At 65.6% G+C, this 21,253-nt stretch carries 17 protein-coding genes; 5 read left to right on the top strand and 12 right to left on the bottom strand.

The genetic code is table 11. The features are described from left to right. Positions 1-74: 74 nt before the first annotated feature. The 8 genes from ACFVYC_RS11955 to ACFVYC_RS11920 all read right to left on the bottom strand — a co-directional run bounded on the left by ACFVYC_RS11955 (position 75) and on the right by ACFVYC_RS11920 (position 10,485). A complete protein-coding gene (locus tag ACFVYC_RS11955; RefSeq protein WP_387550079.1) occupies positions 75-1,130 on the bottom strand; it encodes a hypothetical protein in 1,056 nt (351 codons plus the stop codon). A 177-nt stretch (positions 1,131-1,307) separates the two neighbouring features. Then, positions 1,308-2,402 carry a Gfo/Idh/MocA family protein gene (locus ACFVYC_RS11950; protein WP_387550077.1) on the bottom strand — a complete coding sequence of 365 codons (1,095 nt, stop codon included), beginning with the start codon at positions 2,400-2,402 and terminating at the stop codon, positions 1,308-1,310. 341 nt (positions 2,403-2,743) lie between these two features. Next, positions 2,744-3,451 (bottom strand): ABC transporter ATP-binding protein, encoded by a 708-nt coding sequence (locus ACFVYC_RS11945; protein ID WP_387550075.1) that lies wholly within the window; start codon positions 3,449-3,451, stop codon positions 2,744-2,746. Between the two features lie 2 nt (positions 3,452-3,453). Then, entirely contained in the window at positions 3,454-4,917 is a 1,464-nt protein-coding gene (locus ACFVYC_RS11940; RefSeq protein ID WP_387550073.1) for an ABC transporter permease, read from the bottom strand. A 214-nt stretch (positions 4,918-5,131) separates the two neighbouring features. Continuing rightward, a complete protein-coding gene (locus ACFVYC_RS11935; RefSeq protein ID WP_387550071.1) occupies positions 5,132-6,229 on the bottom strand; it encodes a substrate-binding domain-containing protein in 1,098 nt (365 codons plus the stop codon). A gap of 50 nt (positions 6,230-6,279) precedes the next feature. Then, a complete protein-coding gene (gene mmsB, locus ACFVYC_RS11930; protein WP_387550069.1) occupies positions 6,280-7,563 on the bottom strand; it encodes a multiple monosaccharide ABC transporter permease in 1,284 nt (427 codons plus the stop codon). A 43-nt stretch (positions 7,564-7,606) separates the two neighbouring features. Continuing rightward, a complete protein-coding gene (gene mmsA / locus ACFVYC_RS11925) occupies positions 7,607-9,163 on the bottom strand; it encodes a multiple monosaccharide ABC transporter ATP-binding protein (protein ID WP_387550067.1) in 1,557 nt (518 codons plus the stop codon). Between the two features lie 131 nt (positions 9,164-9,294). Then, positions 9,295-10,485, bottom strand: coding sequence for an ROK family transcriptional regulator (locus ACFVYC_RS11920; RefSeq protein ID WP_387550065.1), 1,191 nt, complete (start codon positions 10,483-10,485; stop codon positions 9,295-9,297). 206 nt (positions 10,486-10,691) lie between these two features. Here ACFVYC_RS11920 and ACFVYC_RS11915 point away from each other — a divergent pair, with 206 nt between their 5' ends. After that, entirely contained in the window at positions 10,692-11,486 is a 795-nt protein-coding gene (locus ACFVYC_RS11915) for a nitrilase-related carbon-nitrogen hydrolase (protein ID WP_387550063.1), read from the top strand. Here the strand turns inward: ACFVYC_RS11915 and ACFVYC_RS11910 are convergent. Further along, positions 11,465-13,111 (bottom strand): PucR family transcriptional regulator ligand-binding domain-containing protein, encoded by a 1,647-nt coding sequence (locus ACFVYC_RS11910; protein WP_387550061.1) that lies wholly within the window; start codon positions 13,109-13,111, stop codon positions 11,465-11,467. The two genes, ACFVYC_RS11915 and ACFVYC_RS11910, sit on opposite strands and share 22 nt — an antisense overlap. 107 nt (positions 13,112-13,218) lie before the next feature. Between ACFVYC_RS11910 and ACFVYC_RS11905 the strand changes: the two genes are divergently transcribed. Next, on the top strand, positions 13,219-14,772 hold the full coding sequence (locus ACFVYC_RS11905) for an amino acid permease (RefSeq protein WP_387550060.1): 1,554 nt from the start codon (positions 13,219-13,221) through the stop codon (positions 14,770-14,772). Further along, the gene (locus ACFVYC_RS11900) at positions 14,769-16,499 is read left to right on the top strand and encodes a flavin monoamine oxidase family protein (protein ID WP_387550058.1); all 1,731 of its coding nucleotides are present in this window, start codon (positions 14,769-14,771) and stop codon (positions 16,497-16,499) included. Before ACFVYC_RS11905 ends, ACFVYC_RS11900 begins: the two co-directional genes overlap by 4 nt. A gap of 13 nt (positions 16,500-16,512) precedes the next feature. Here the strand turns inward: ACFVYC_RS11900 and ACFVYC_RS11895 are convergent, their stop codons facing one another. The 3 genes from ACFVYC_RS11895 to purU are packed head-to-tail and all read right to left on the bottom strand — an operon-like array spanning position 16,513 to position 18,605. Continuing rightward, on the bottom strand, positions 16,513-17,031 hold the full coding sequence (locus ACFVYC_RS11895; RefSeq protein ID WP_387550056.1) for a gamma carbonic anhydrase family protein: 519 nt from the start codon (positions 17,029-17,031) through the stop codon (positions 16,513-16,515). A gap of 18 nt (positions 17,032-17,049) precedes the next feature. Beyond that, on the bottom strand, positions 17,050-17,700 hold the full coding sequence (locus ACFVYC_RS11890) for a class I SAM-dependent methyltransferase (protein WP_387550055.1): 651 nt from the start codon (positions 17,698-17,700) through the stop codon (positions 17,050-17,052). A 44-nt stretch (positions 17,701-17,744) separates the two neighbouring features. After that, positions 17,745-18,605 (bottom strand): formyltetrahydrofolate deformylase, encoded by an 861-nt coding sequence (purU, locus tag ACFVYC_RS11885; protein WP_387550053.1) that lies wholly within the window; start codon positions 18,603-18,605, stop codon positions 17,745-17,747. 274 nt (positions 18,606-18,879) lie between these two features. Here purU and glyA point away from each other — a divergent pair, with 274 nt between their 5' ends. Together glyA and ACFVYC_RS11875 are read left to right on the top strand one after the other, a co-directional pair. Further along, a complete protein-coding gene (glyA, locus tag ACFVYC_RS11880) occupies positions 18,880-20,178 on the top strand; it encodes a serine hydroxymethyltransferase (protein ID WP_387550051.1) in 1,299 nt (432 codons plus the stop codon). A gap of 3 nt (positions 20,179-20,181) precedes the next feature. Continuing rightward, a complete protein-coding gene (locus tag ACFVYC_RS11875; RefSeq protein ID WP_387550050.1) occupies positions 20,182-21,102 on the top strand; it encodes a bifunctional methylenetetrahydrofolate dehydrogenase/methenyltetrahydrofolate cyclohydrolase in 921 nt (306 codons plus the stop codon). The last annotated feature ends 151 nt before the right edge of the window (positions 21,103-21,253 follow it).

The following is a 21,253-nucleotide window of genomic DNA, read 5'->3' as shown; positions in this document are numbered from 1 at the left end:
GAGGTAAGGGATGCCGTGTCAGCACCCCGACAAGCCGCGTCCTGCCACTCACAGAGGGGGCAGGCGGGTCTCAACTAGTCAGGAGAGGAACCGGGGTCCAGGGACACCGGCGCAGGGACGTGCTCAGAAATTTCCCCGGCACGAAGGGCACCGGGAACAGGAAGAACAAAGCTGAACGGGCTCAACCACGCCGCAGCACCGGAGGAACCGGACCCCGACGGACCGCTGCCGGCCCCCGACCCCGGGACAGCCGGAAACGGGACAGGCGGATCCGGGACAGGCACCGGCGAAGGGTCAGCCGCCTCAGGCTGCCCGGCCTCCACACCAGATCCCGCGAGCGACGCCCACAGCGGAGACCCTGTCCCCGCCAGGGCACCCGAACCCGCAAGGGAGGCGGCGGAACCCTGGCCCTGCACAGCGCCGGCAACAGGCACGCCCGCAACCGCCGGGCTTACAAAAACAGCACCAGGAGCCTCGGCCACAGCCGTACCGGCCTCCGAACGATCGTCGCCGTCAACCAGACCGGCCCCGAAAGAATCGGCGTCGGAAGGATCGGGGGCAACCGGCACGACGGACAGGTCAGGAACCGTCACCGGCAGCGGGGCAGTGCCAGTGGCCAGGTCAGCGACGGGCCGCAGCACGGGCTCAAGAACCGGCACAGCACCAGCCACGGGAACAACCACAACGTCCACCACCGCCGCGGTGGCTCCGTCAGCGGCTCCGGCAACCGGGACCGCAACAGCAGACACGGCACCGGCGGGAACCACCCGGTTCACCACCGGTACCGCCGCGACAATGGTCTCTGCGAGCCCCGAAACCTGGCCCACCACGGGCTGAAGCAACCCTGGAGAAGGCACCGCAGCAGCCGGAAAAGGCGCAGCAGCAGGGCCGGCCGCAGCGCCGGAAACAGCAGGAAACGGCACAGAGACAGCAGGTAGAGGGACAACAGGTGCAGGGCCGGAGAGTTTATCCGTGACCGAGGAAACCGTGCCGGTCACCCCACCCACCAGGGACGAAGTATCAGAAAGCGCATCCGCTGAAGCCGCCGGCGACGAAAACGTCAGCCAGGTCAGGGTCGCCGCGCCGGCAAGGAGCACAGGACGCAGCGCACGCCATGAAGAACGAGCCATACCCATGCGTACCACCCCCAGTACCGATGCATTCGACGGATGCCAACAGCCTAAAACCAAAAGTCGCAGAAAGTCTAGGAAAACCTAAAACAAATCGACAAAATCTGGTTATTCATCTGTTGGTACGTGACAACGACTGGAAGCGATGTCATAGCAGTGACGTGCTACTGGCATTCTTTACGGCTGTGTCACTTTGATGGCGTGCCGTTCATCGTTCGGGTAGCTGACCCCCAGCTGCGCCCGCACGCCATCGAAAAGTCGCATCGTGTTCAGTGTGTCCTCCAGTGGCATCACCGGGCTTTCGGGAAGGCCCTGCTGGATGCACCGTGTCACCTCACGCAGTTCGTAGGTATATCCGCGGCCCACCACGTCGAAGGATTCAACCCGGCGTTCGTCCCGCCCGGTTGCAATCACCAGTTCCCGCGGGTTGTTGATGGAGCCAATGCTCTGCAGGAAGCCCTTGCTGCCGGCTACAGTGGCTGTCCGCGGGCCATGTGCCAACAGCGACGACGTCAGCTGCACCTGCGCACCGTGGTTGTAGCCAAGCGTCAGGGCATTCTGGGCGTCAACGCCATCGTCATTGATATGTCCGGAGGCACTGATTGTCTGCGGAAAACCGAGGGTCCCCAGCGCCCAGAGCAGCGGGTAAACCGAAATGTCGAGCAGTGCGCCGCCGCCGTCCTGCCTGGCCCAGAGCCTTGAGGTGGGCGAGTAGGGGGCAGGGAAGCCCAGGTCTGCAGTCACCCATTGAAGTTCCCCGAGCTCACCGGAGGCTGCGATCTCGAAGGCCCGCTGCATGCCTGGCAGGAACCGGCTCCAGACTGCCTCCATCAGGAAAAGTTTCCGGGACCGTGCAACGTCAATAAGCTCGGCGGCCTCCCTGGCGTTGACGGTGAACGCCTTCTCACACAGGACGTGTTTGCCGGCGTTGAGCGCGGCCAGCACAATTTCATGGTGCTGCGCGTGCGGGGTCGCCACGTACACCACGTCCACAGCGTCATCGGCGAGCAACCGCTCGTAGCCGTGAGCCCCGCCGTCGTCCCCGTACGCCCGACCGAACCCGTAAGCTGCGGCGAAGTTGTCGGCTGTGTCCTGTCCCCGGGAGCTGACCGCATACAGCTCTGCGTCAGCCAGCAGAGCCAGGTCCTCCGACACCGAGCGGGCAATTCCGCCGGTGGCGATGACGCCCCATCGAAGGGGAGCGCCCGTGGCGGAGTTGGGATCCTGATCGGACTGGCTGGACAACCAAGGCTTGGCAATAAGCGCACTCATGGTGCTTATCCTCTCACTGTGGTGCAGGAGCGTTTGGGTAGAACGCGCAGGAGGTGAGAGAGCGTTTGGGTAGAACGCGCAGGAGGTGAGAGAGCGTCGGGAAATGCCGCGCAGGAGGTGAGAGAGCGTCGGGAAATGCCGCGCAGGAGGTGAGAGAGCGTTTGGGTAGAACGCGCAGGAGGTGAGAGAGCGTCGGGAAATGCCGCGCAGGAGGTGAGAGAGCGTTGGGGAGGGGGCGGGGCATGCGGAGCTGCCGTTCCCAGCCCTTCGCTGTTCCGCCTGCGCCACTCGCCTCTCCCCGCCTCCCTCCCCGCCTCCCTCCCCGCCGCCCGATTCTGCGCCTAGACCGAGGCGGCCACCACAGACCTTGCGTGCACCGGCTCCTCCGTCAGCTTGCCCTGCTGGAGGCGGAAGCGGCGGTCCGTTTTGTTGGCCAGGGCACGGTCGTGCGTGACCACGAGGATGGTGGTGTTGTGGTCCCGGCAAAGCGAGCTGAGGAGTTCGATGATGTGGTCGCCGGTCTGCTCGTCCAGGTTGCCCGTGGGCTCGTCGGCGAGGATCAGCTTGGGCTCGTTGGCCAGGGCCCGGGCAATGGCCACCCGCTGCTGCTCGCCGCCCGAGAGCCGGTTGATGCGCCGGTCATGCTTCTCCGGAACCAGTTGCACCTGCTCAAGTAGTGCCTGTGCCCGCTGCAGCCTGGCACCCTTGCGCAGCCCGGCGAACTCCATCGGGAGCATCACGTTGTCCACCGCGGACAGGTTGGGAATCAGGTTGAACTGCTGGAAGACAAAGCCGATGTCGCGGCGCCGGTATTCCGTTAGCTTCCCGTCCGGCATGCTCGCCAGGCTGACGCCGTTGACGATGACGTCCCCGCTGGTGGGTTTGTCCAGGGCACCGAGGAGGGACAACAGGGTGCTTTTGCCGCTGCCGCTTTTGCCCACGATGGAGGCGAGGGTGCCCTGCTCCAGTTCGAAGCTGACGTCATTGACAGGTTTGATGGTGCGGTCGCCGGAGTTGAACGTGCGGACCAGGTTCTTGACTTCAATCATGGTTATTCTCCTCGCAGGACTTCGATGGGGCGGATGCGTGCTGTGAGCAGCGCCGGGACGAGTGCGCCGATGATGGCGACGCCGAACACGGCACCGACGCCGGCGGCAATGACGCCGGGAGAGGCGCTGGCCGTGACAGAGGTGAGCAGTTGGGACGCTCCGCCGAAGGGTCCGCCCTGGCCGCCGCCAGGGAAGCCGGCACCGCCAGGCATTCCGGCGCCGCCGGCAGCCCCGGCCATCGCCGCCCCGCGGCCCGTGGTGGGTGCCGCCGTCGTACTGGTGCTGTTGGTGCTGATCAGTGCAGAGGCGATCCCGCCGCTGGCGAACGAGGCGATGGCGGCGCCTGCTGCGCTGCCCAGGGCTGCCAGGACCAGGGCTTCGAGGACGAACTGCAGGCCAATGGTCCGGTTGGGGGCGCCGATGGCCTTGAGGACACCGATTTCGCGACGGCGTTCGCGGACCAGCATCACCATGATCAGGAGGATGATCAGGCCCGCCGTGCCGAGGGCTGCGATAAAGGCGATGAAGGAGATGTTCTTGACGCTGCCCAGTGAGGTGACGGCCGTTTCGAGGTTCTGCCCCTGGGTGACGTCCGCCTTGTCGGTGCCGAGTGCGGACTGCAGAGCGGTCTTGGTGGATTCGACGTTCTCCAGTGAGTCCACGGTGACGATCATGCTGGCGAGTTCGCCCGGTAGCCCGGCGAGGGTCTGGGCTGTGGGGAGCGTGAGGTAGGCGGCGTTGTTGCCGAAGGTGGTTCCGGCGTCGAACAGGCCAGCCACTGTGTACGTCTGGTCGTTGATGGTGAAGGTGGAGCCCACCGTGAGGCTGTTATTCTCAGCCAGCGTGGTTCCGAGCAGGGCGCTGGCGGACTCCGCGGTGTAGTCGCCCAGGCCCGTGCCCTCGGTGATGGTCAGCGCCTTGCCGGTGGTGTCCACTTCGGCGCCGATACCGGTAGCGGTGATCGGCAATGACCGGACGGGCTGGGTGGCGGTGGCTCCGGTAGTGCCGGTGGCCGCCTGGTTGCGGCCCCCAAGCGTCCCGGCGTCGACGGCGGCGGTCAGGCTGGTGGACAGGGTTGCCGTGGCCTGTCCGGCGGGACCGCCCTGCCCGCCACCGGGGCCTGCGCCGGTTCCGGAGGTGGCTTGGGCGGCGGCCTCGGTGGCGTTGCGGAGGCGGAGGGACTGGGTCCCGACGACGGCACTGACGTTGGGCACGGCGGCGGCAGTTGCGGCCTGCTCGGCCGTGAGGGGTTCGCCTCCGCCTTCGAAGCCCTGCCCGCCGGCGGGGTTGACGGTCAGGACGGTGCCGACGGAGGCGTTGAGCTCCTGGACTTTGGCGGCGACAGCCTGGTTGGCCACCAGCATGGCCAGGGCCAGGCCGATCGCAACAGCCAGCACGGCAACAACGGCTGCCGTGCGGACCTTGTTTCTGAAGGCGTTGCCTACACTGCGGGCAAGGACGCTCACGTTACTCCTATGGTTCCGGTGCCAGCCGGGGAGGCGGGCTTCGGAACCACTCTCGTGCGCCATCCTGTGCCGGATCCCGGCCGAAGCTGTGTTTGGACTGTGAAGACCTCTTGACAGCTTTGTCCCGGACAGCACACCAAGGAAGCGCCGGACCGCATGCGCAGAAAAACCCGGCCCCGCAACGCGGGGGCCGGGTTTTCACTGATCAGATTGCTTACTTGGTGATCGGTCCGAGAACCGGATCGTCCACGTAGGCCGTCTTCACGTTGGCAGCGGTGACGATAACCGGCTCCAGCAGGTAGGCCGGGACGGTCTTGACGCCGTTGTTGTAGGAGTCCTTGTCGTTGATTTCCAGTTCCTTGCCGGCCTGGAGATCCTTCACCATGGTGATGGCGTGCTCAACGAGCTTGCGGGTGTCCTTATTGATGGTGGAGTACTGCTCGTTGGCCATGATGGACTTGACCGACTCAACCTCCGAGTCCTGTCCGGTGACAACCGGGAGCGGCTTGCCCGCTGCCCTGACGGAGGTCAGGACTGCACGGGCCAGGGTGTCGTTCGGGGAAAGGACGCCGTCCAGGGACTCGGTGGTGTAGCTGCCGGTGAGCAGGGTGTCAGCGCGTCGCTGGGCGTTTTCAGCCTTCCAGCCTTGGGTTACGGCCTGTTCAAAGCTGGTCTGTCCGGACACTACCTTGAGGGTGCCGTCGTCAATCTTCGGCTTCAGGACGCTCATGGCGCCGTCGAAGAAGACCTTGGCGTTGGCATCGTCCGGGGAGCCTGCGAACAGTTCAACGTTGTACGGGCCGCTTGCCTTCTTGGCCTGCATGCCTTCGAGCAGTGCCTGGCCCTGGAGCACGCCCACCTTGAAGTTGTCGTAGGCCACGTAGTAGTCCACGTTCTCGGTGTTCAGCAGCAGCCGGTCATAGGCGATGATGGTGGCGCCGGCGTCCTTGGCCTGCTTGAGCTGGGTGCCCAGCTGCGAGCCGTCGATGGCGCCGACGATGATGACCTTGGCACCCTTGGTGACCATGGCGCTGATCTGGTTCTGCTGCTCGGACACGCCGCCGTTGGCGAACTGCACGTCAGCTTTGAACCCCGCCCCGTTGAGGCCGTCGTTGAACAGCTTCTCCGCCAGGACCCAGTTTTCACTGGTCTTCTGGGGGAGTGCGACGCCGATGGAGGAGTTCTGTTCGAACCCTCCTGCGCCCGCGGTTCCGCCGCCCGTGCTGGGCTCGGAGCGGCCACAGCCCGTCAGCGCCAGTGCTGCGATGGCAGCAACCGCTGCGGCCTTTCCTGCTTTACCAATCATTCGCATAGTTGGTTCTCTCTCTTTGTGGTGGTGTAACGCTATTCAGGCTGCAAAGCTCAGGCTTCCCTGGCGATCGCTTCCTTGGTGGAGGTGGTTTCGTCGGGCTGGTTCGGGTTGCTGGGGCCGCCGGAAGGACGGCCCATGTTCCTGGTGAGCAGGCCGATAATGGATTTCTTGCCCTGGCTCTTGTTGTAGACGTCGAAGGCCACGGCGATCAGGAGCACCAGGCCCTTGATGATCTGGGTGAGGTCGGCACCGACGCCGAGGAGCTGCAGGCCGTTGTTCAGCACAGCCATCACCAGGCCACCGATGATGGAGCCGACGACGGTGCCCACGCCGCCGGTAACGGCAGCGCCGCCGATGAAGACAGCCGCGATGGCGTCCAGTTCCCAGCCCACGCCGTCGAACGGGCCTGATGCGGTGGAGCGGCCCACGAAGATCATGCCGGCCAGGCCGGCCAGGATGGACATGTTCATCATGACCAGGAAGTTGACCTTCTTGGACTGGACACCGGATAGTTCGGCCGCGTGGCGGTTGCCACCGACGGCGTAGACGTGGCGGCCAAGGATGGTGCGGGAGGCGACAAAGCCGTAGAGCAGCACCAGGACCGCGAGGATCAGGCCGGGGATGGGGAAGGAGGTTCCCGGGCGGCCCGTGGCGAACAGGTAGGTGGCGTAGAGAATGGCGCCGCAGACCAGGACCAGCTTCAGCGCGGTGACCCACATTTCCGGAACCTCAGCCCCGAGTGCCTTGGCGCGGGCGCGGGAGCGAAGCTCGCCCCACACGACGAATGCCGCGGCGGCGATGCCCAGCAACAGCGTGAGGTTGTTGAACCCGGTGTCGGGGCCAACCTCGGGGAGGTAGCCCGATCCGAGGAACTGGAAATCTGCGGGCACCGGGATGGTGTTGGACTTGCCGACGAATTGGTTGAAGCCGCGGAACAGGAGCATGCCGGCCAGGGTGACGATGAACGCCGGTATGCCAACGTAGGCGGTCCACCAGCCCTGCCACGCGCCGATCACCGCGCCGAGGGCCAGGCCCAGCAGGACACCGGCCCACCAGGGGATTCCCCAGTCACGCATGGCCAGGGCCACGGTGACACCTACAAAGGCGGCGACGGAACCGACGGAGAGGTCGATGTGTCCTGCGATGATTACCAGCACCATGCCGATCGCCAGGATCAGGATGTAGGAGTTGCCGTTGAAGAGGTTGATGACGTTGCCGGGGGTGAGGGTGCGGCCGTCGGTGGCGATTTGGAAGAAGACGATCAGGGCCACCAGGGCGAAGATCATGCCGAATTGGCGGGTGTTTCCGCCAAAGAGCTTCTTGAGGGCGTTCATTGTGTCAGTCCTTGTGTCCGGAAGGTTCTGGGTGATCCAGGGGTCAGGCGGCTTTGCGGGCGGAGGTCATCAGTTTCATCAGGCTTTCCTGGCTGGCCTCGTCTTTGTCCAGGACACCGGTGATGGCGCCTTCGAAAATCGTGTAGATCCGGTCGGAGAGGCCCAGGAGCTCGGGCAGCTCCGAGGAAATGACGATCACACCCTTCCCCTGGTTGGCCAGTTGCTGGATGATGCCGTAGATCTCGTACTTGGCCCCGACGTCAATGCCGCGGGTCGGTTCATCCAGGATCAAAAGGTCCGGGTCGGTGAACATCCATTTGGCCAGGACCACTTTCTGCTGGTTGCCGCCGGAAAGCTTGGCCACACCTTCCTCCACCGACGGGGTCTTGGTCCGCAGCGACTTGCGGTACTGCTCCGCAACGGTGAATTCCTGGTTCGGGTCCACCACTGAGTTGTGGCTGATCTTGCGCAGGTTGGCGGCCACCGTGGTGGTTTTGATGTCGTCCAGCAGGTTCAGTCCCAGCGACTTGCGGTCCTCGGTGACGTAGCCCAGCCCGGCGTCGATGGCCTGCCGGACGGACTTGAGGGTCACCGGCTTGCCGTCCTTGTAGACCTGGCCGTTGATGAACTTGCCGTAGGACCGGCCAAACACGGACCGGGCCAGCTCGGTGCGTCCTGCACCCATCAGGCCGGCGAAGCCCACGATTTCACCGCGGCGGACGAAGAAGTTCGAGTTTTTGCACACCAGCCGGTCCTGGACGTTCGGGTGGGCCACGGTCCAGTCCTTGACCTCGAAGAACACCTCGCCGATTTTCGGCGTGTGGTCCGGGAAACGGGATTCGAGGGTGCGGCCCACCATGCCTTTGATGATGCGGTCCTCGTCCACGCCGTCGGCTTTGACGTCCAGGGTCTCGATGGATTTGCCGTCACGGATGATGGTGATGGAATCGGCGATCTGTTCGATCTCGTTGAGCTTGTGCGAAATGATGATGGACGTGATGCCCTTCGCCTTCAGGCCAAGCATCAGGTCCAGCAGGTGCTGGGAATCGGACTCATTCAGCGCCGCCGTGGGCTCGTCCAGGATGAGGATCTTCACGGACTTGTTCAGGGCTTTGGCAATTTCCACAAGCTGCTGCTTGCCGACGCCGATTTCCTTGATGGGGGTGTCCGGGTCCTCGCGCAGGCCCACGCGGGCCAACAGGTCCAGGGAACGCAGCCGGGCTTCTGCCCAGTTGATCACGCCGCGCTTGGTGGGCTCGTTGCCGAGGAAGATGTTCTCCATTATGGAGAGCTCCGGGATCAGAGCGAGTTCCTGGTGGATGATCACGATGCCCGCATGTTCGCTGGCCCGGATGTCTCGGAACTGCTGGACCTGGTTCTGGTAGACGATGTCGCCGTCGTAGCTGCCGTAGGGGTAAACGCCCGAGAGGACCTTCATCAGGGTGGACTTGCCTGCGCCGTTCTCGCCGCAGATGGCGTGGATCTCGCCGGCCTTCACCCTGAGGTTCACATCGGCCAACGCTTTAACGCCGGGGAATTCCTTGGTGATGGACCGCATCTCGAGGATGATCGGGTCTTTTTGCGTGGTCTGGGACGTCATATGCCCTAACCCTCCAATGCAATGACTTCTTTGTCCGGCCGGCAAAGCGCAGGGCCGTCTGAAGCAAAAGTAAACTGGATCACGTCGGTTGTCGTCAAGTCTTTAACGCATATCCCGGATAACGAAACGGTCTAGGTCTTCCGGATGCCTGCGTGTTGGAACACCAGCGCCGCCGCTCCCAGGGCCTCCGCCCGGTCGCCCAGGGAGGACATGGCCAACGCTGTGGTCTCGCCGATCACGGGCACCGCATGCCTGACCAGGCCCCGCTTGATGGGATCCAGGAGGAGGTTCCCGAGGCCGGCGAGCGGCCCGCCCACCACTATCACTTCGGGGTTGATCAGATTCGCGACATTGCCGAGCGCGCGGCCGACGGCGAGCCCCGCGTCGTCGAGTACCCGAAGGGTGGCCGAGTCCCTGGCCAGGGCCTTGCGCACGATGTCCGCAGGGGTCAGCGGCCGGTCCTCGCCGCGGCTCAGGAGCTCGATCATGGTGGTGGTGGAAGCGATGGTCTCGAGGCAGCCGCGGTTGCCGCAGCGGCACACGAGCCCCTGTTCATGGATGGTGGCATGGCCGATTTCGCCGGTGATCCCCACGTTGCCGTAATAGGGCGCCCCGTTCAGGATGAGGCCGGCACCGATACCTGACCCAATCTTCAAGAACAGCAGGTTGCTGACGCCCGTGTGCTGCCCCCACGTCACCTCCGACCAGGCGCCCAAGTTGGCATCGTTATCAACAAAGACGGGGATTTTCAGCCGCTCCTCCAGGTGCTGGAGGATGTTGATCCCCACCCATTCCGGAAGGATTGCCCCCTGCGCCACGGTCCCGGTTCGCCGGTCTATTGGTCCGGGAATTCCGACGCCGGCCCCCACCACTGCAGTCCGCGCGATGCCGTTTTCGTCCAGGAGTTTGTCGAGCAGGAGCACCGCCGCCTGGATGCCTTCCTCGGCCTGGTGGCCAAGCGGCAAGGTGACAGATTCCTCGGCGATGATGTGATAGCTCAGCGAGGCCAAGACGACCCGCAGGTGCCTTCGGCCGAAGTCAATTCCTACAGCCACCGCGCCGTTGCTGTTAAGCCTGACGTTCAGCGCCCGCCGGCCGGAGCTGGTGATGGGCTCTGTGGATGCCAGGCCTGAATCGAGCATGATCCTGACGATATTGGAGACCGTCGCCGTGGAGAGCCCGGTCTGCCGGGCCAGTTCAGCCTGCGTGGAAGGCCCACCCATCAGCGTCTCGATGATCCGTTGCTGGTTCAATTGCCGCAGGGCGGATTGCGAGCCGGGATTTTTGGGTTTGCTCCTCGTTGAGCGCGAAGTTGCGGGCATGCTTGAAAGAGTGCCTCATGGGAAGTCTTGTAGTCAAGAAGTTAACGCAACGGGGCCGGGGAAGCATCGACGGAGGACTTGGGATGATCCGCCCTCGGCGAGCGGCGAAGCGGTGCAAATGGCCCCCGCCCACCCGGACACGCCGTGGCTAGTCTTGTTCCTGGGCCTTCTCGTGGGGGCCGGTCCGACGACGGAAGGTGGACGCTGTGTTGCTGGCACTCCTGCAGGCCAACGCTGTGGTGATGGACATGGACGCCAACTGTGCCGCCATCGATGCAGCCGCAGCAGCCGCTGCCGCCGCCGGCGCCGCCGTCCTGGTGACACCCGAACTCTTTCCCGTGGGTTACGCACCCCGCAGGGTCCGGGCGGAACTGGATCCCGCCCGCCTGCCCGAGCTGCACGGGAAGCTTGCCGACATCGCGCGGCTCCATCAGATCGGCCTCGTATACAGCCTTCCCCAAATCACCGGGCAGGGGGAGTGGCACATCAGCGCCACCCTTCTCGATGCCGAAGGCAACAGCCTGCTCGGTTACTCGAAGGTGCACCTCTTTGGTCCTGACGAACGCGCGGCCTTCAGCCCAGCGTCCCAGCCTCCCGCCGTCGTGAATTTCAATGGGGTGCCCACGTCAATAGTGATCTGCTACGACGTCGAATTCCCTGAAGCCGTGCGGGCCGCGGCCGTGGCCGGAGCCGAACTGCTCCTGGTACCCACCGCCTTGGCGCACGGGTTTGACGACGTTCCGCAGGTGCTGCTGCGTGCGCGCGCACTGGAAAGCCAGCTGGCCATTGCCTACGCCAACCACTCCGGTGTCGAAGAGGACTGCAGGTTCCTTGGCGGCAGCGTGATTGCCGGGCCGGACGGAAGGTTGCTGGCCGCGGCCGGCGGGGAAACACAGCTCCTTTTTGCGGAGTTGGACGACGGCTCCGCAGAGAAGGCCCGGGGCGAGGTCCCGTACCTCGCCGAACGGCGGCCGGATCTCTACCGTTCCTGGGGCGCCTGAGAGTTTTCCGTTGCAGGCCCATCCACGTACTGCAGAGCAATCCACAGCTCTGCCCGTGACTGGGCCAGGCCAAGGTCCAGGGCCAACAGTTCCGCGACGGCAGTGACCTGCCGCCGAACACTGTTCCGATGGATGCCCAACTCCTTGGCCGTGGCGTCCCAGCTTCCGTTGGCCGCCAGCCAGGACCGGAGAACCCGGAGCTGGGCGTCACGGCGTTCGGGCTCCAGCTCAAGGACCGGCGCCAGGATCCTGGCCGCCAGCATGCTGCCGGCCTCCCTGCCCAGCAGCCCGGTCACGGACCAGGTCACCTCCTCGACGCGGGCGCTTTTGCCCGTCGCGGATACCCGGGACCGGAGCGAAGAGGCGCGCCGGTAGGCCTCCGGCAGGCCGGACAGCTCGGTGGGCTCGCCCACCACCAGCCGCCAGCCGAGGTGCTCCACTTCGGCCACCAGCTGGTCATCCACCTTCAGCCGGGTCACCGCCGCGAAGCCGTAGTCGGTCAGCTCCACCATTTTGCTGTCGAACAGCCGGCGCCACTGCAGCAGTTCCCGGACCGGCCCGTCGTCGGCAGCGGGTGCAACTGCCGCCCGAACGCCCTGGACCACACGGACCTGCCCGGACCGTGTTCCCGCGACACTTTGCGCCAACAGATCCTTCAGGCCGTTCAGCTGCCGGGTGTTGCCGCCGGCGAGCGTTTCGGGATGGAGCAGGAGGGCGGTGGCCAGTTGGCTGGGGGCCAGGGACCCGCTGGTGCGTTGGCGGACCAGCAGTTCCAGAAGGCCAACGACAGAAGAAACCACACTGTTCTGGGCGGGGGTAAGGGCTTTGTCGGCACCGAGCACCAGCCCGCCCAGGGTGGCGTCCTTAGTGCTCCGGAGTGGGTGGCCGAAGGCCAGTGCCGAGCTGGGGGCCGCAAGCGTTTCGGTTTCCACGCGGGGACCGGTTCCGCTCAGGAGCTTGTTGAGGAGGGGCTGGAGTCGGGAAGGGTCGACGGCGGCACCCGCCCGGGCACGCACGCGTCCGTCGGCCCCGAACAGGACCGCCCACACCGGGACGCGCTGGGCCAGCGCGGCCAGCAGTTCGTGCTCCGGCCGGGCCGAAAGGACAGCCCGCATGAGATGCCTGTTCGTCTCCGCCAATTGCCGGAAAACCTGGGCGTTCCCGGACTCCAGCAGCTTGGAGAATTCCAGACCCAAAGCGGCAAACGGCACGCTGGCAGGCACCTCCACCAAGGTGAGTCCCTGCTTCCGGCAGGCTGTCAGCACATGGTCCGGGACGGCGTCGTAATAGGGCTGCAGGCCGAAGCCCAGCGCGGCAACTCCTGCGTCCACCAGCCGGCGGACATACGCCTCCACCCGTGCGGCGTTTTGGCCCCCGCGCGTGCCGGCGCCGTCGTGTCCGCCGTCCCGGAAGGGCATGCCGGCGGTGAGGACAAACTCGCCGTCCAGCAGGTAGGGGGTGGGGTCCTCCAATTCGCTCGGCTCCACCCACCGCAGAGGCACCTGGCCGTTTCCGGCGTCGTGCACAACTGTCACCTCGGTAGGCAAGGCATCGAGGAACTGTCCGAGCGTCACGGCGTCCAGCTGGTCCGGACTACCAGCGGCGGCTGGTGCATTACGTCTCATGGGTGAACACTATAGGTCACTTTGCACTCCCTGAGATGCGGCTCACACGCCTACTGTGGGTGAAGGAAAACCAGCTCAACCAGCCAACGACAGAACGGACGTCAACGATGACTGTGCCTACACTCTCCGGCCCGGCCCCGGACAGCACCGCCGGAACAGCGCCCCGTCCGGCCCTGGGCGCCCAGCTGCTGCGGCGCAAACCCATCGCGCAGATGATCAGCGAGGCAGAAAGCAACAATGGCGGTCCGCGCCTGGTCCGCAGCTTCGGGGTCCTGCAGCTGACCATGATCTCCGTGGGGGCAACCCTGGGCACCGGCATCCTGGTGATTCTGGGCGAATCGGTTCCGCTGGCCGGGCCCGCCATCTGGATTTCGTTCGCGATCGCCGGCCTCGCCGCGCTGCTGTCCGCGGTTTCGTACGCGGAAATGGCGGGACTAGTGCCCGTTGCCGGGTCCAGCTATTCGTACACCTACGCCACCATGGGCGAAGGCATGGCGTGGATCTGCGGCTGGTGCCTGGTGCTGGAGTACGCCGTTTCCGTGGCCGCCGTCGCCGTCGGCGCCGGCCAGTACGTGAATGAAACGCTTGCCGTCTTCGGGTCCGTCCTGCCTGATGCAGTGTCCCAGCCGCCGGGCGACGGCGGGATGGTGAACATCCCGGCCATGGTCATCGTAGTGCTGGCAACCATCCTCCTGGTGCGCGGCGCCAAGGAGAGTGCCTGGATCAATACCTCCATCGTGGTGGTGAAGGTGGGCATCCTGCTGTTCTTCTGCGCCGTGGCCTTCACCGCGTTCAACGCCGGCAACTTTGAGCCGCTGTTGCCCATGGGCGCCGCCGGTGTCTCCGCCGCGGCCTCCCGGGTGTTCTTCTCCTACATTGGGTTCGACGCCGCCTCCACAGCAGGCGAGGAAGCGCGGAACCCCAAGCGCCACCTGCCCAGGGCCATCATGTTGTCAATGGTGATTGTCACCACCATCTACGTCCTGGTGGCCGTTGCCGCCATCGGCGCCCGGCCGTGGGGCTGGTTCGACGGTACCGAGGCGGCCCTCGTGAAGATCCTCGAAGAGACCACCGGCCAGCCATGGATCGCACTCGTCTTCGCAGTGGGCGCGGTGCTGGCCATCGCCAGCATCGTCCTGACGGTGCTCTACGGGCAGACCCGTATCCTGCTGTCCATGTCCCGTGACGGGCTCATCCCCAAAATCTTCGGCCGGGTTTCCAGCCGTACCGGCACCCCCATAGCCGGAACGCTCCTGGTGGGAACCGCCGTCGCGCTGACCGCCGGGCTGGTGCCGCTGGGGGCGCTCGCGGATGCCACCAGCATCGGCACCCTGTTTGCGTTCGCCCTTGTGAATGTCGCCGTCATCTACCTCCGCCGCACCCGCCCGGAGCTGGAGCGGACCTTCCGTGTGCCCCTCTTTCCGCTCACTCCCATCCTTGGTGCTGCGATGTGCGCCTACCTGATGGCGAACCTCGGCGCAGACACCTGGGTGGTCTTCGCCCTCTGGATGCTGGTGGGCATAGCAGCGTACTTTGGCTACGGACGCCGGAACTCGCGGGTGGCGGCACTCAGTAACGAGGAATACCGCGAGCTGTCCGGACCACCACTGTCATCCCAGCAAACTACCGCTACCGAACCGACGAAGGCAGAACATCCATGACTATCGCCACCGAACTGCCGGCCTCAGATCCGTCCAGCACATCAGCCACTCCCACTGCAGCGTCGGCCCCCGCTGCCGCCGCAGGTCCCATCACCATGCTGAACCCGGACTTCCCGTTCAGCTACGACCACTACCTCGCCCACCCGGACGGACTGGGTTCCGTGCCGACCGAACTGCGGGGCACTGAAGTCGCCGTCATCGGGGCGGGACTTTCGGGGCTGGTCACGGCGTACGAGCTGATGAAGATGGGGTTGCGGCCGGTTGTGTACGAAGCCGACCGGATCGGCGGACGCCTGCGCACTGCTTCGTTCCCCGCTGCACCCGGTGTTGTGGCGGACCTTGGCGGCATGCGCTTCCCGGAATCCGGCAAGGCGTTCTACCACTATGTGGACCTGCTCGGCCTGGAAACGGAGGAGTTCCCCAACCCGCTGTCCCCGGTCACGTCCAGCACGGTCATTGAGCTGGCAGGCCAGAAGCACTATGCGGAGAAGCCCGGCGACCTTCCGCCGTTCTTCCGCGAAGTGGCGGACGCCTGGAAGGCGGCCGTGAATGACGGCGCCCAGTTTGTCGAAATGCAGCAGGCCATCCGATCCAGGGACACGGCACGCATTAAGGAGCTCTGGAACGAGCTGCTGCCGCTGATGGACGAGCAGACCTTCTACGGTTTCATCGCCGCCAGCGAGTCCTTCAAGAAGGCAGGGTTTGCGCACCGGGAAGCGTTCGGCCAGGTGGGCTTCGGCACCGGCGGGTGGGACACCGACTTTCCCAACTCCATCCTGGAAATCCTCCGGGTTGTGTACACGGACGCTGACGACCAGCACCGGCTCATCCGCGGGGGAGCGCAGCGGCTCCCCGAGGCACTGTGGCACCACGCGCCGTCGGGCATGGCCCACTGGCCCGAAGGGACCTCCCTGGCCTCGCTGCACTCCGGCTCGCCGCGCGGGGCCGTGGGAAGGATCAGCCGGGACGCCGACGGGAAGCTGCGGATCCGTGAGCGCTGGGGGCGCGAAGCCAGCTACCCTGCTGTGGTCACCACCTGCCAGTCCTGGCTGCTGTCCACCCGGATCCACACTGAGGAGGCGCTGTTCCCGGCCGAACTATGGACGGCCATCGAGCGCTCGCACTACATGCAGTCCTCCAAAACGTTTGTGATGGTGGACCGGCCGTTCTGGAAGGACATCGATCCGAACACCGGCAACGAGGTCCTCTCGATGACGCTCACGGACCGGCTCAACCGCGCAACGTACCTCCTGGACAACGGGCCGGAGCAGCCCGCCGTCATCCTGCTGTCCTACACGTGGAACGACGACGCGCTGAAGTGGCTGGCGCTGGACGCCGACGAGCGCGTGGAATTGATGCTGCATTCGCTGGAGCAGATCTACCCGGGGGTGGACATCGCGGGCCACATCGTGGGCCAGCCCATTACGGTCTCCTGGGAGGCCGATCCCAATTTTATGGGTGCCTTCAAAGCCAACTTGCCCGGGCACTACCGCTACCAGCAGCGGCTGTTCACGCATTTCAAACAGGACACCCTGCCTGAATCGCAGCGGGGTATCTTCCTGGCTGGCGATGACGTCTCCTTCACCGCCGGCTGGGCGGAAGGCGCCGTGACCACAGGCCTGAACGCTGTGTGGGGGGTGCTGAACCACCTCGGCGGGTCCTCCGCTGCCGGCAACCCGGGGCCGGGCGAACTGCTGGACGAGATGGGGCCGATCAGCCTGGACTGAGCCTGGACGGGGATTAGGCGTGCAGGTCCCGGTGCGCCCTGGCCAACTCCACGTAGCGCGCCGCGTTGGCCCGGACGCCGTCGTACTCCTCGTCGGTGAGTTCGCGGCGGACCTTGCCGGGCACGCCGGCAACCAGCGAGCGGGGCGGAACGACGGTTCCCTCCAGGACGACGGCACCGGCTGCCACCAGGGAGCCGGCGCCGATTACCGCGCCGTTGAGGACGGTTGCGCCCATGCCGATCAGGCAGTCGTCCTCCACTGTGCAGCCATGCACGACGGCGGCGTGCCCCACGCTGACCCGTTGCCCCACGGTGCAGGGGAAGCCGGGGTCCGCGTGCAGCACCACGTTGTCCTGCAGGTTGCTGCCCGCACCGACGGAAATTGCGGCAGTGTCGGCGCGGACGGAGACTCCGTAGAACGCGCTGGAGTCCTCGGCCAAGGTGGCGTTGCCGATGATGGACGCCGTGGGCGCTACAAAAGCGGAACCGTGGACGGTGGGGGTGTTTCCGGCGAAGGGGTACAGGGGAGCCATGGCCCCAAGCCTAGGACATCAGGGGGTGCGCAGGACCAGGAACTGGTAGTGCTGCGTCCAGTACCCGGCGCCGGGGCCGGACTCGGGGCCTGTTCCTTCCGGCCACGTGACAAAGTCCTCGACAGCGCCGTGGCGCCCAAAGACTTCCCTGACCGTCGCGTCGCTGCGCCGGCTGAAAAAGCGGGGCTCGACGTCGTCCTCCGGATTCAGTCCCTCTTCATCGTCACCGGACCAGAGGCCGACGGCGATGAGCCCACCTGGGGCAGTGACCCGCACCAGCTCTCCGAGGACGGCGTCGATGTCCCGGGCGGGTACGTGCAGCAGCGTGCTCATCGACCACACCGCCGGAAACGCGCCGTCCGGGAAGGGCAGGCGCCGGGCGCTCGCCACCGATACCTCCAGGCCCCTGGCCCGGGCCAGCCGGACCTGCCCCTCAGCGAGATCCACTCCCGTGTAATGGATGCCCGCTTGAACGAATTTCAACCCGTCCAGGCCCGTCCCCGTCCCGACTTCGAGGACGGAATGGCGCCTTTCTGCCTTCAGCAGGGCGATGAAGCGCTGGCGCTGCTTCACGCGGTTGCGCGACGGCGGATGGTCGGTACCGGACGCGGCCCGCCAATTGTAGAAGTCGGCCAGGCGGCGCTCGCCGTCCTCCGCCCCCGGTTCCATCGCGCCTCCCTGAGGCTGATTACACCCTTAGTTAAAAGCGGCCGTCAGTTGAAGACGACGGTCCGGTTGCCGTCCAGCAGCACCCGGTGCTCTGCGTGCCACTGCACGGCCTGAACCAGGGTGCGGCCTTCAACGTCCCGGCCCATCTGGACGAACTGCTCCGGCGTGCGGGCGTGGTCCACGCGGATGACCTCCTGCTCGATGATCGGACCCTCATCCAGGGCTGCTGTCACGTAATGCGCCGTGGCACCGATCAGCTTGACGCCGCGGGCGTGCGCCTGGTGGTACGGCTTGGCGCCCTTGAAGGACGGCAGGAAGGAGTGGTGGATGTTGATGGCCTTGCCGGTCAGATCGGTGCAGAGCTCGTCCGAAAGAATTTGCATGTACCTGGCCAGGACCGTCAGTTCAACGTCGTGTTCGGCCATGATCGCGCGCAGCTTGTCCTCCGCCTGGGACTTGGTGTCCTTGGTAACCGGAATGTGGTGGAACGGGATGCCGTAGAACTCCGCCAGCCCGGCCAGGTCCTGGTGGTTGGACACGATGGCCGGAATCTCGATGGGCAGCGTCCCGGAGCGCTGCTGGAACAGCAGGTCGTTGAGGCAGTGGGCGGACGTGCTGGCCATCACCAAAGTCCGCACCTTCTGCCCAACCGCGTTGAGGCTCCACTGCATGCCGAACGCCTCAACCACAGGTTCCAACGCAACCCGAAGCTCTGACGCGGCAGCCGGCGTCGTCACCTCTACCCGCATAAAAAAGTTGCCCGTGGCGGGGCTGCCGTACTGCTGCGAATCCGTAATATTGCACCCCGCCACCAGCAGGGCTCCCGCCACCGCGTGGACGATTCCCGGGCGGTCCGGGCAGGACAGTGTTACTACATACGCTTGGTTCAGCTGCTCTTCTTTCACGCGTACAAGCCTACCCGCGCAGGGCGCTGCGGATTTGGTACGCTGAAGGAGTCGCAACTGGCGTTGGGTGGCTAACCACCAGGGAGCGGCAATTACGAAGACCACGGATCGTACGCCTGGGCCGAGGGTCATGTCTTGCCGGACATTGGGGCTGCACCCCGTCAGTACTGCAGCGCCATGCCCGCGCTTTTACGCTGTCATCAAGGCGGTATGAAAGTGCGCCAGCCGGTAGCCTGACCTAAGCAGTGCCCGTATCCCTAGCCAGGAGTTCTTCGTGACTACTACAGCCACCTCAACCACCGCCGTCAGCAACCAGCCGCTGGCTGAGCTCGACCCCGAAATCGCCGCAGTACTTGACCAGGAGCTCGGCCGCCAGCGCGGCACCCTGGAAATGATTGCCTCCGAGAACTTCGCCCCCCGCGCCGTGATGGAAGCCCAGGGCTCCGTCCTCACCAACAAGTACGCCGAGGGCTACCCGGGCCGCCGCTACTACGGTGGCTGCGAATACGTCGACGTCGCCGAGCAGTTGGCCATCGACAGGGTCAAGGCACTCTTCGGCGCCGAGTACGCCAACGTCCAGCCGCACTCCGGCGCCCAGGCCAACGCTGCCGCCCTTTCCGCCATGATCACCCCCGGCGACAAAATCCTCGGCCTGTCCCTCGCCCACGGCGGCCACCTGACCCACGGCATGAAGCTGAACTTCTCCGGCAAGCTCTACAACGTGGCCGCGTACCAAGTGGAGGAAGACAACTTCCGCGTGGACATGGACAAGCTCCGCGAGCAGGCCATCGCCGAGAAGCCCCAGGTCATCATCGCCGGCTGGTCGGCCTACCCGCGCCACCTGGACTTCGCCGCCTTCCGTTCCATCGCCGACGAGGTGGGCGCGCTGCTCTGGACCGACATGGCGCACTTCGCCGGCCTGGTTGCCGCCGGACTGCACCCGAGCCCGGTGCCCTACTCCGACGTCGTCACCTCCACCGTGCACAAGACCCTCGCCGGTCCGCGCTCCGGTGTCATCCTGGCCAAGCAGGAGTGGGCCAAGAAGCTGAACTCCAACGTCTTCCCCGGCCAGCAGGGCGGCCCGCTGATGCACGTCATCGCAGCCAAGGCTGTGGCCTTCAAGATCGCCGGCACCGAGGAATTCAAGGAGCGCCAGGAGCGCGTCCTCGAAGGCGCCAGGATCATCGCTGACCGCCTCAACCAGGCCGACGTCGCCGAGGCCGGTGTTTCCGTCCTTACCGGCGGCACCGACGTGCACCTGGTCCTCGTGGACCTGCGCAACTCCCAGCTGGACGGCCAGCAGGCCGAGGACCTCCTGCACTCCGTGGGCATCACTGTCAACCGGAACGCCGTTCCGTTCGACCCCCGCCCGCCCATGGTCACCTCCGGCCTGCGCATCGGCACCCCGGCCCTGGCTACCCGCGGCTTCGGCGCCACCGAGTTCACCGAGGTGGCGGAGATCATTGCCACCGCGCTGAAGGCCGGCAACAGTGCCGATGTCGAGGCCCTGCAGTCCCGCGTGGACAAGCTCGCCGCCGACTTCCCGCTGTACCCGACTCACGAGCAGTGGTGACCCATGACTGACACGAAGACCGCACGGATCCTGGACGGCAAAGCAGCCGCCGCCGCCATCAAGTCCGAGCTGACGGAGCGCGTCGCGGCCCTGAAGGCAACCGGCGTTACTCCCGGGATCGCCACCGTGCTTGTGGGCGCGGATCCTGCCTCGCAACTGTATGTGTCCATGAAGCACAAGCAGTCCGAAGAAATCGGGATGAACTCGATCCAGCGGGAACTGCCGGCGGATGCCACCCAGGCCCAGGTGGAGGACCTCATTGACGAACTCAATGCGGACCCCTCCTGCCACGGCTACATCGTGCAGCTGCCGCTGCCCAAGCACCTGGACACCGATGCCATCCTCGAGCGCATCGATCCCGCGAAGGACGCCGACGGGCTGCACCCGACCAACCTGGGCCGGCTGGTGCTGAACGTCAACGGCGAGATCACCTCCCCGCTGCCGTGCACGCCCCGCGGCGTCATCGAGCTCCTGGAACGCAACGGCTACAGCCTCAAGGGCAAGCACGTTGTGGTGGTGGGCCGCGGTGTGACAATTGGCCGTTCCATCGGGCTGCTGCTCACCCGGCGCGCCGTGAACGCCACGGTGACCCTGACGCACACCGGCACAGAGAACCTTTCGGAGCTGCTGCGGCAAGCAGACGTCATCGTAGGCGCGGCGGGTGCGAAGCACATCGTCAAGGCTGCTGACGTGAAGCCGGGCGCGGCAGTGCTCGACGTCGGCGTCACCCGCGAGACCGACCCCGAGACGGGCAAGAGCCGCGTCCACGGCGACATCGAGCCCGCCGCTGCCGAGGTAGCGGGCTGGATTTCGCCGAACCCCGGGGGTGTGGGTCCCATGACCGTGGCGCTGCTGATGACCAACGTGGTGGAAGCCGCCGAGCGCCAGGCGGCAAAGAAAAGCGGCCCGGGCATCACCAGGTAGTCCCCCTTTCCTCACGCCCGACGGCGGTGCGCCCCACTTGTGACCGCGGGGGGGCCCCGGGGGGGGGTTAATCCAAGCGCACGCAAAAAAAAAGTAAAGCCACTAGAGCCAAAACCGGCACGCAAAAATTCTGGGGGAGGTGGGCCACCAA

It is taken from the genome of Pseudarthrobacter sp. NPDC058329 (assembly GCF_042879835.1).
Classification (GTDB): domain Bacteria; phylum Actinomycetota; class Actinomycetes; order Actinomycetales; family Micrococcaceae; genus Arthrobacter.
The sequence above is the reverse complement of the archived record's forward strand: the minus strand, read 5'-3'. Positions and strand labels throughout refer to the sequence as shown.

Coding starts and splice junctions, on each gene's coding strand:
- ACFVYC_RS11955 (WP_387550079.1), bottom strand. CDS start 1,130: ATGGCTCGTTCTTCATGGCGTGCGCTGCGTCCTGTGCTCCTTGCCGGC.
- ACFVYC_RS11950 (WP_387550077.1), bottom strand. CDS start 2,402: ATGAGTGCGCTTATTGCCAAGCCTTGGTTGTCCAGCCAGTCCGATCAG.
- ACFVYC_RS11945 (WP_387550075.1), bottom strand. CDS start 3,451: ATGATTGAAGTCAAGAACCTGGTCCGCACGTTCAACTCCGGCGACCGC.
- ACFVYC_RS11935 (WP_387550071.1), bottom strand. CDS start 6,229: ATGCGAATGATTGGTAAAGCAGGAAAGGCCGCAGCGGTTGCTGCCATC.
- mmsB (WP_387550069.1), bottom strand. CDS start 7,563: ATGAACGCCCTCAAGAAGCTCTTTGGCGGAAACACCCGCCAATTCGGC.
- mmsA (WP_387550067.1), bottom strand. CDS start 9,163: ATGACGTCCCAGACCACGCAAAAAGACCCGATCATCCTCGAGATGCGG.
- ACFVYC_RS11920 (WP_387550065.1), bottom strand. CDS start 10,485: ATGCCCGCAACTTCGCGCTCAACGAGGAGCAAACCCAAAAATCCCGGC.
- ACFVYC_RS11910 (WP_387550061.1), bottom strand. CDS start 13,111: ATGAGACGTAATGCACCAGCCGCCGCTGGTAGTCCGGACCAGCTGGAC.
- ACFVYC_RS11905 (WP_387550060.1), top strand. CDS start 13,219: ATGACTGTGCCTACACTCTCCGGCCCGGCCCCGGACAGCACCGCCGGA.
- ACFVYC_RS11900 (WP_387550058.1), top strand. CDS start 14,769: ATGACTATCGCCACCGAACTGCCGGCCTCAGATCCGTCCAGCACATCA.
- ACFVYC_RS11895 (WP_387550056.1), bottom strand. CDS start 17,031: ATGGCTCCCCTGTACCCCTTCGCCGGAAACACCCCCACCGTCCACGGT.
- ACFVYC_RS11890 (WP_387550055.1), bottom strand. CDS start 17,700: ATGGAACCGGGGGCGGAGGACGGCGAGCGCCGCCTGGCCGACTTCTAC.
- ACFVYC_RS11875 (WP_387550050.1), top strand. CDS start 20,182: ATGACTGACACGAAGACCGCACGGATCCTGGACGGCAAAGCAGCCGCC.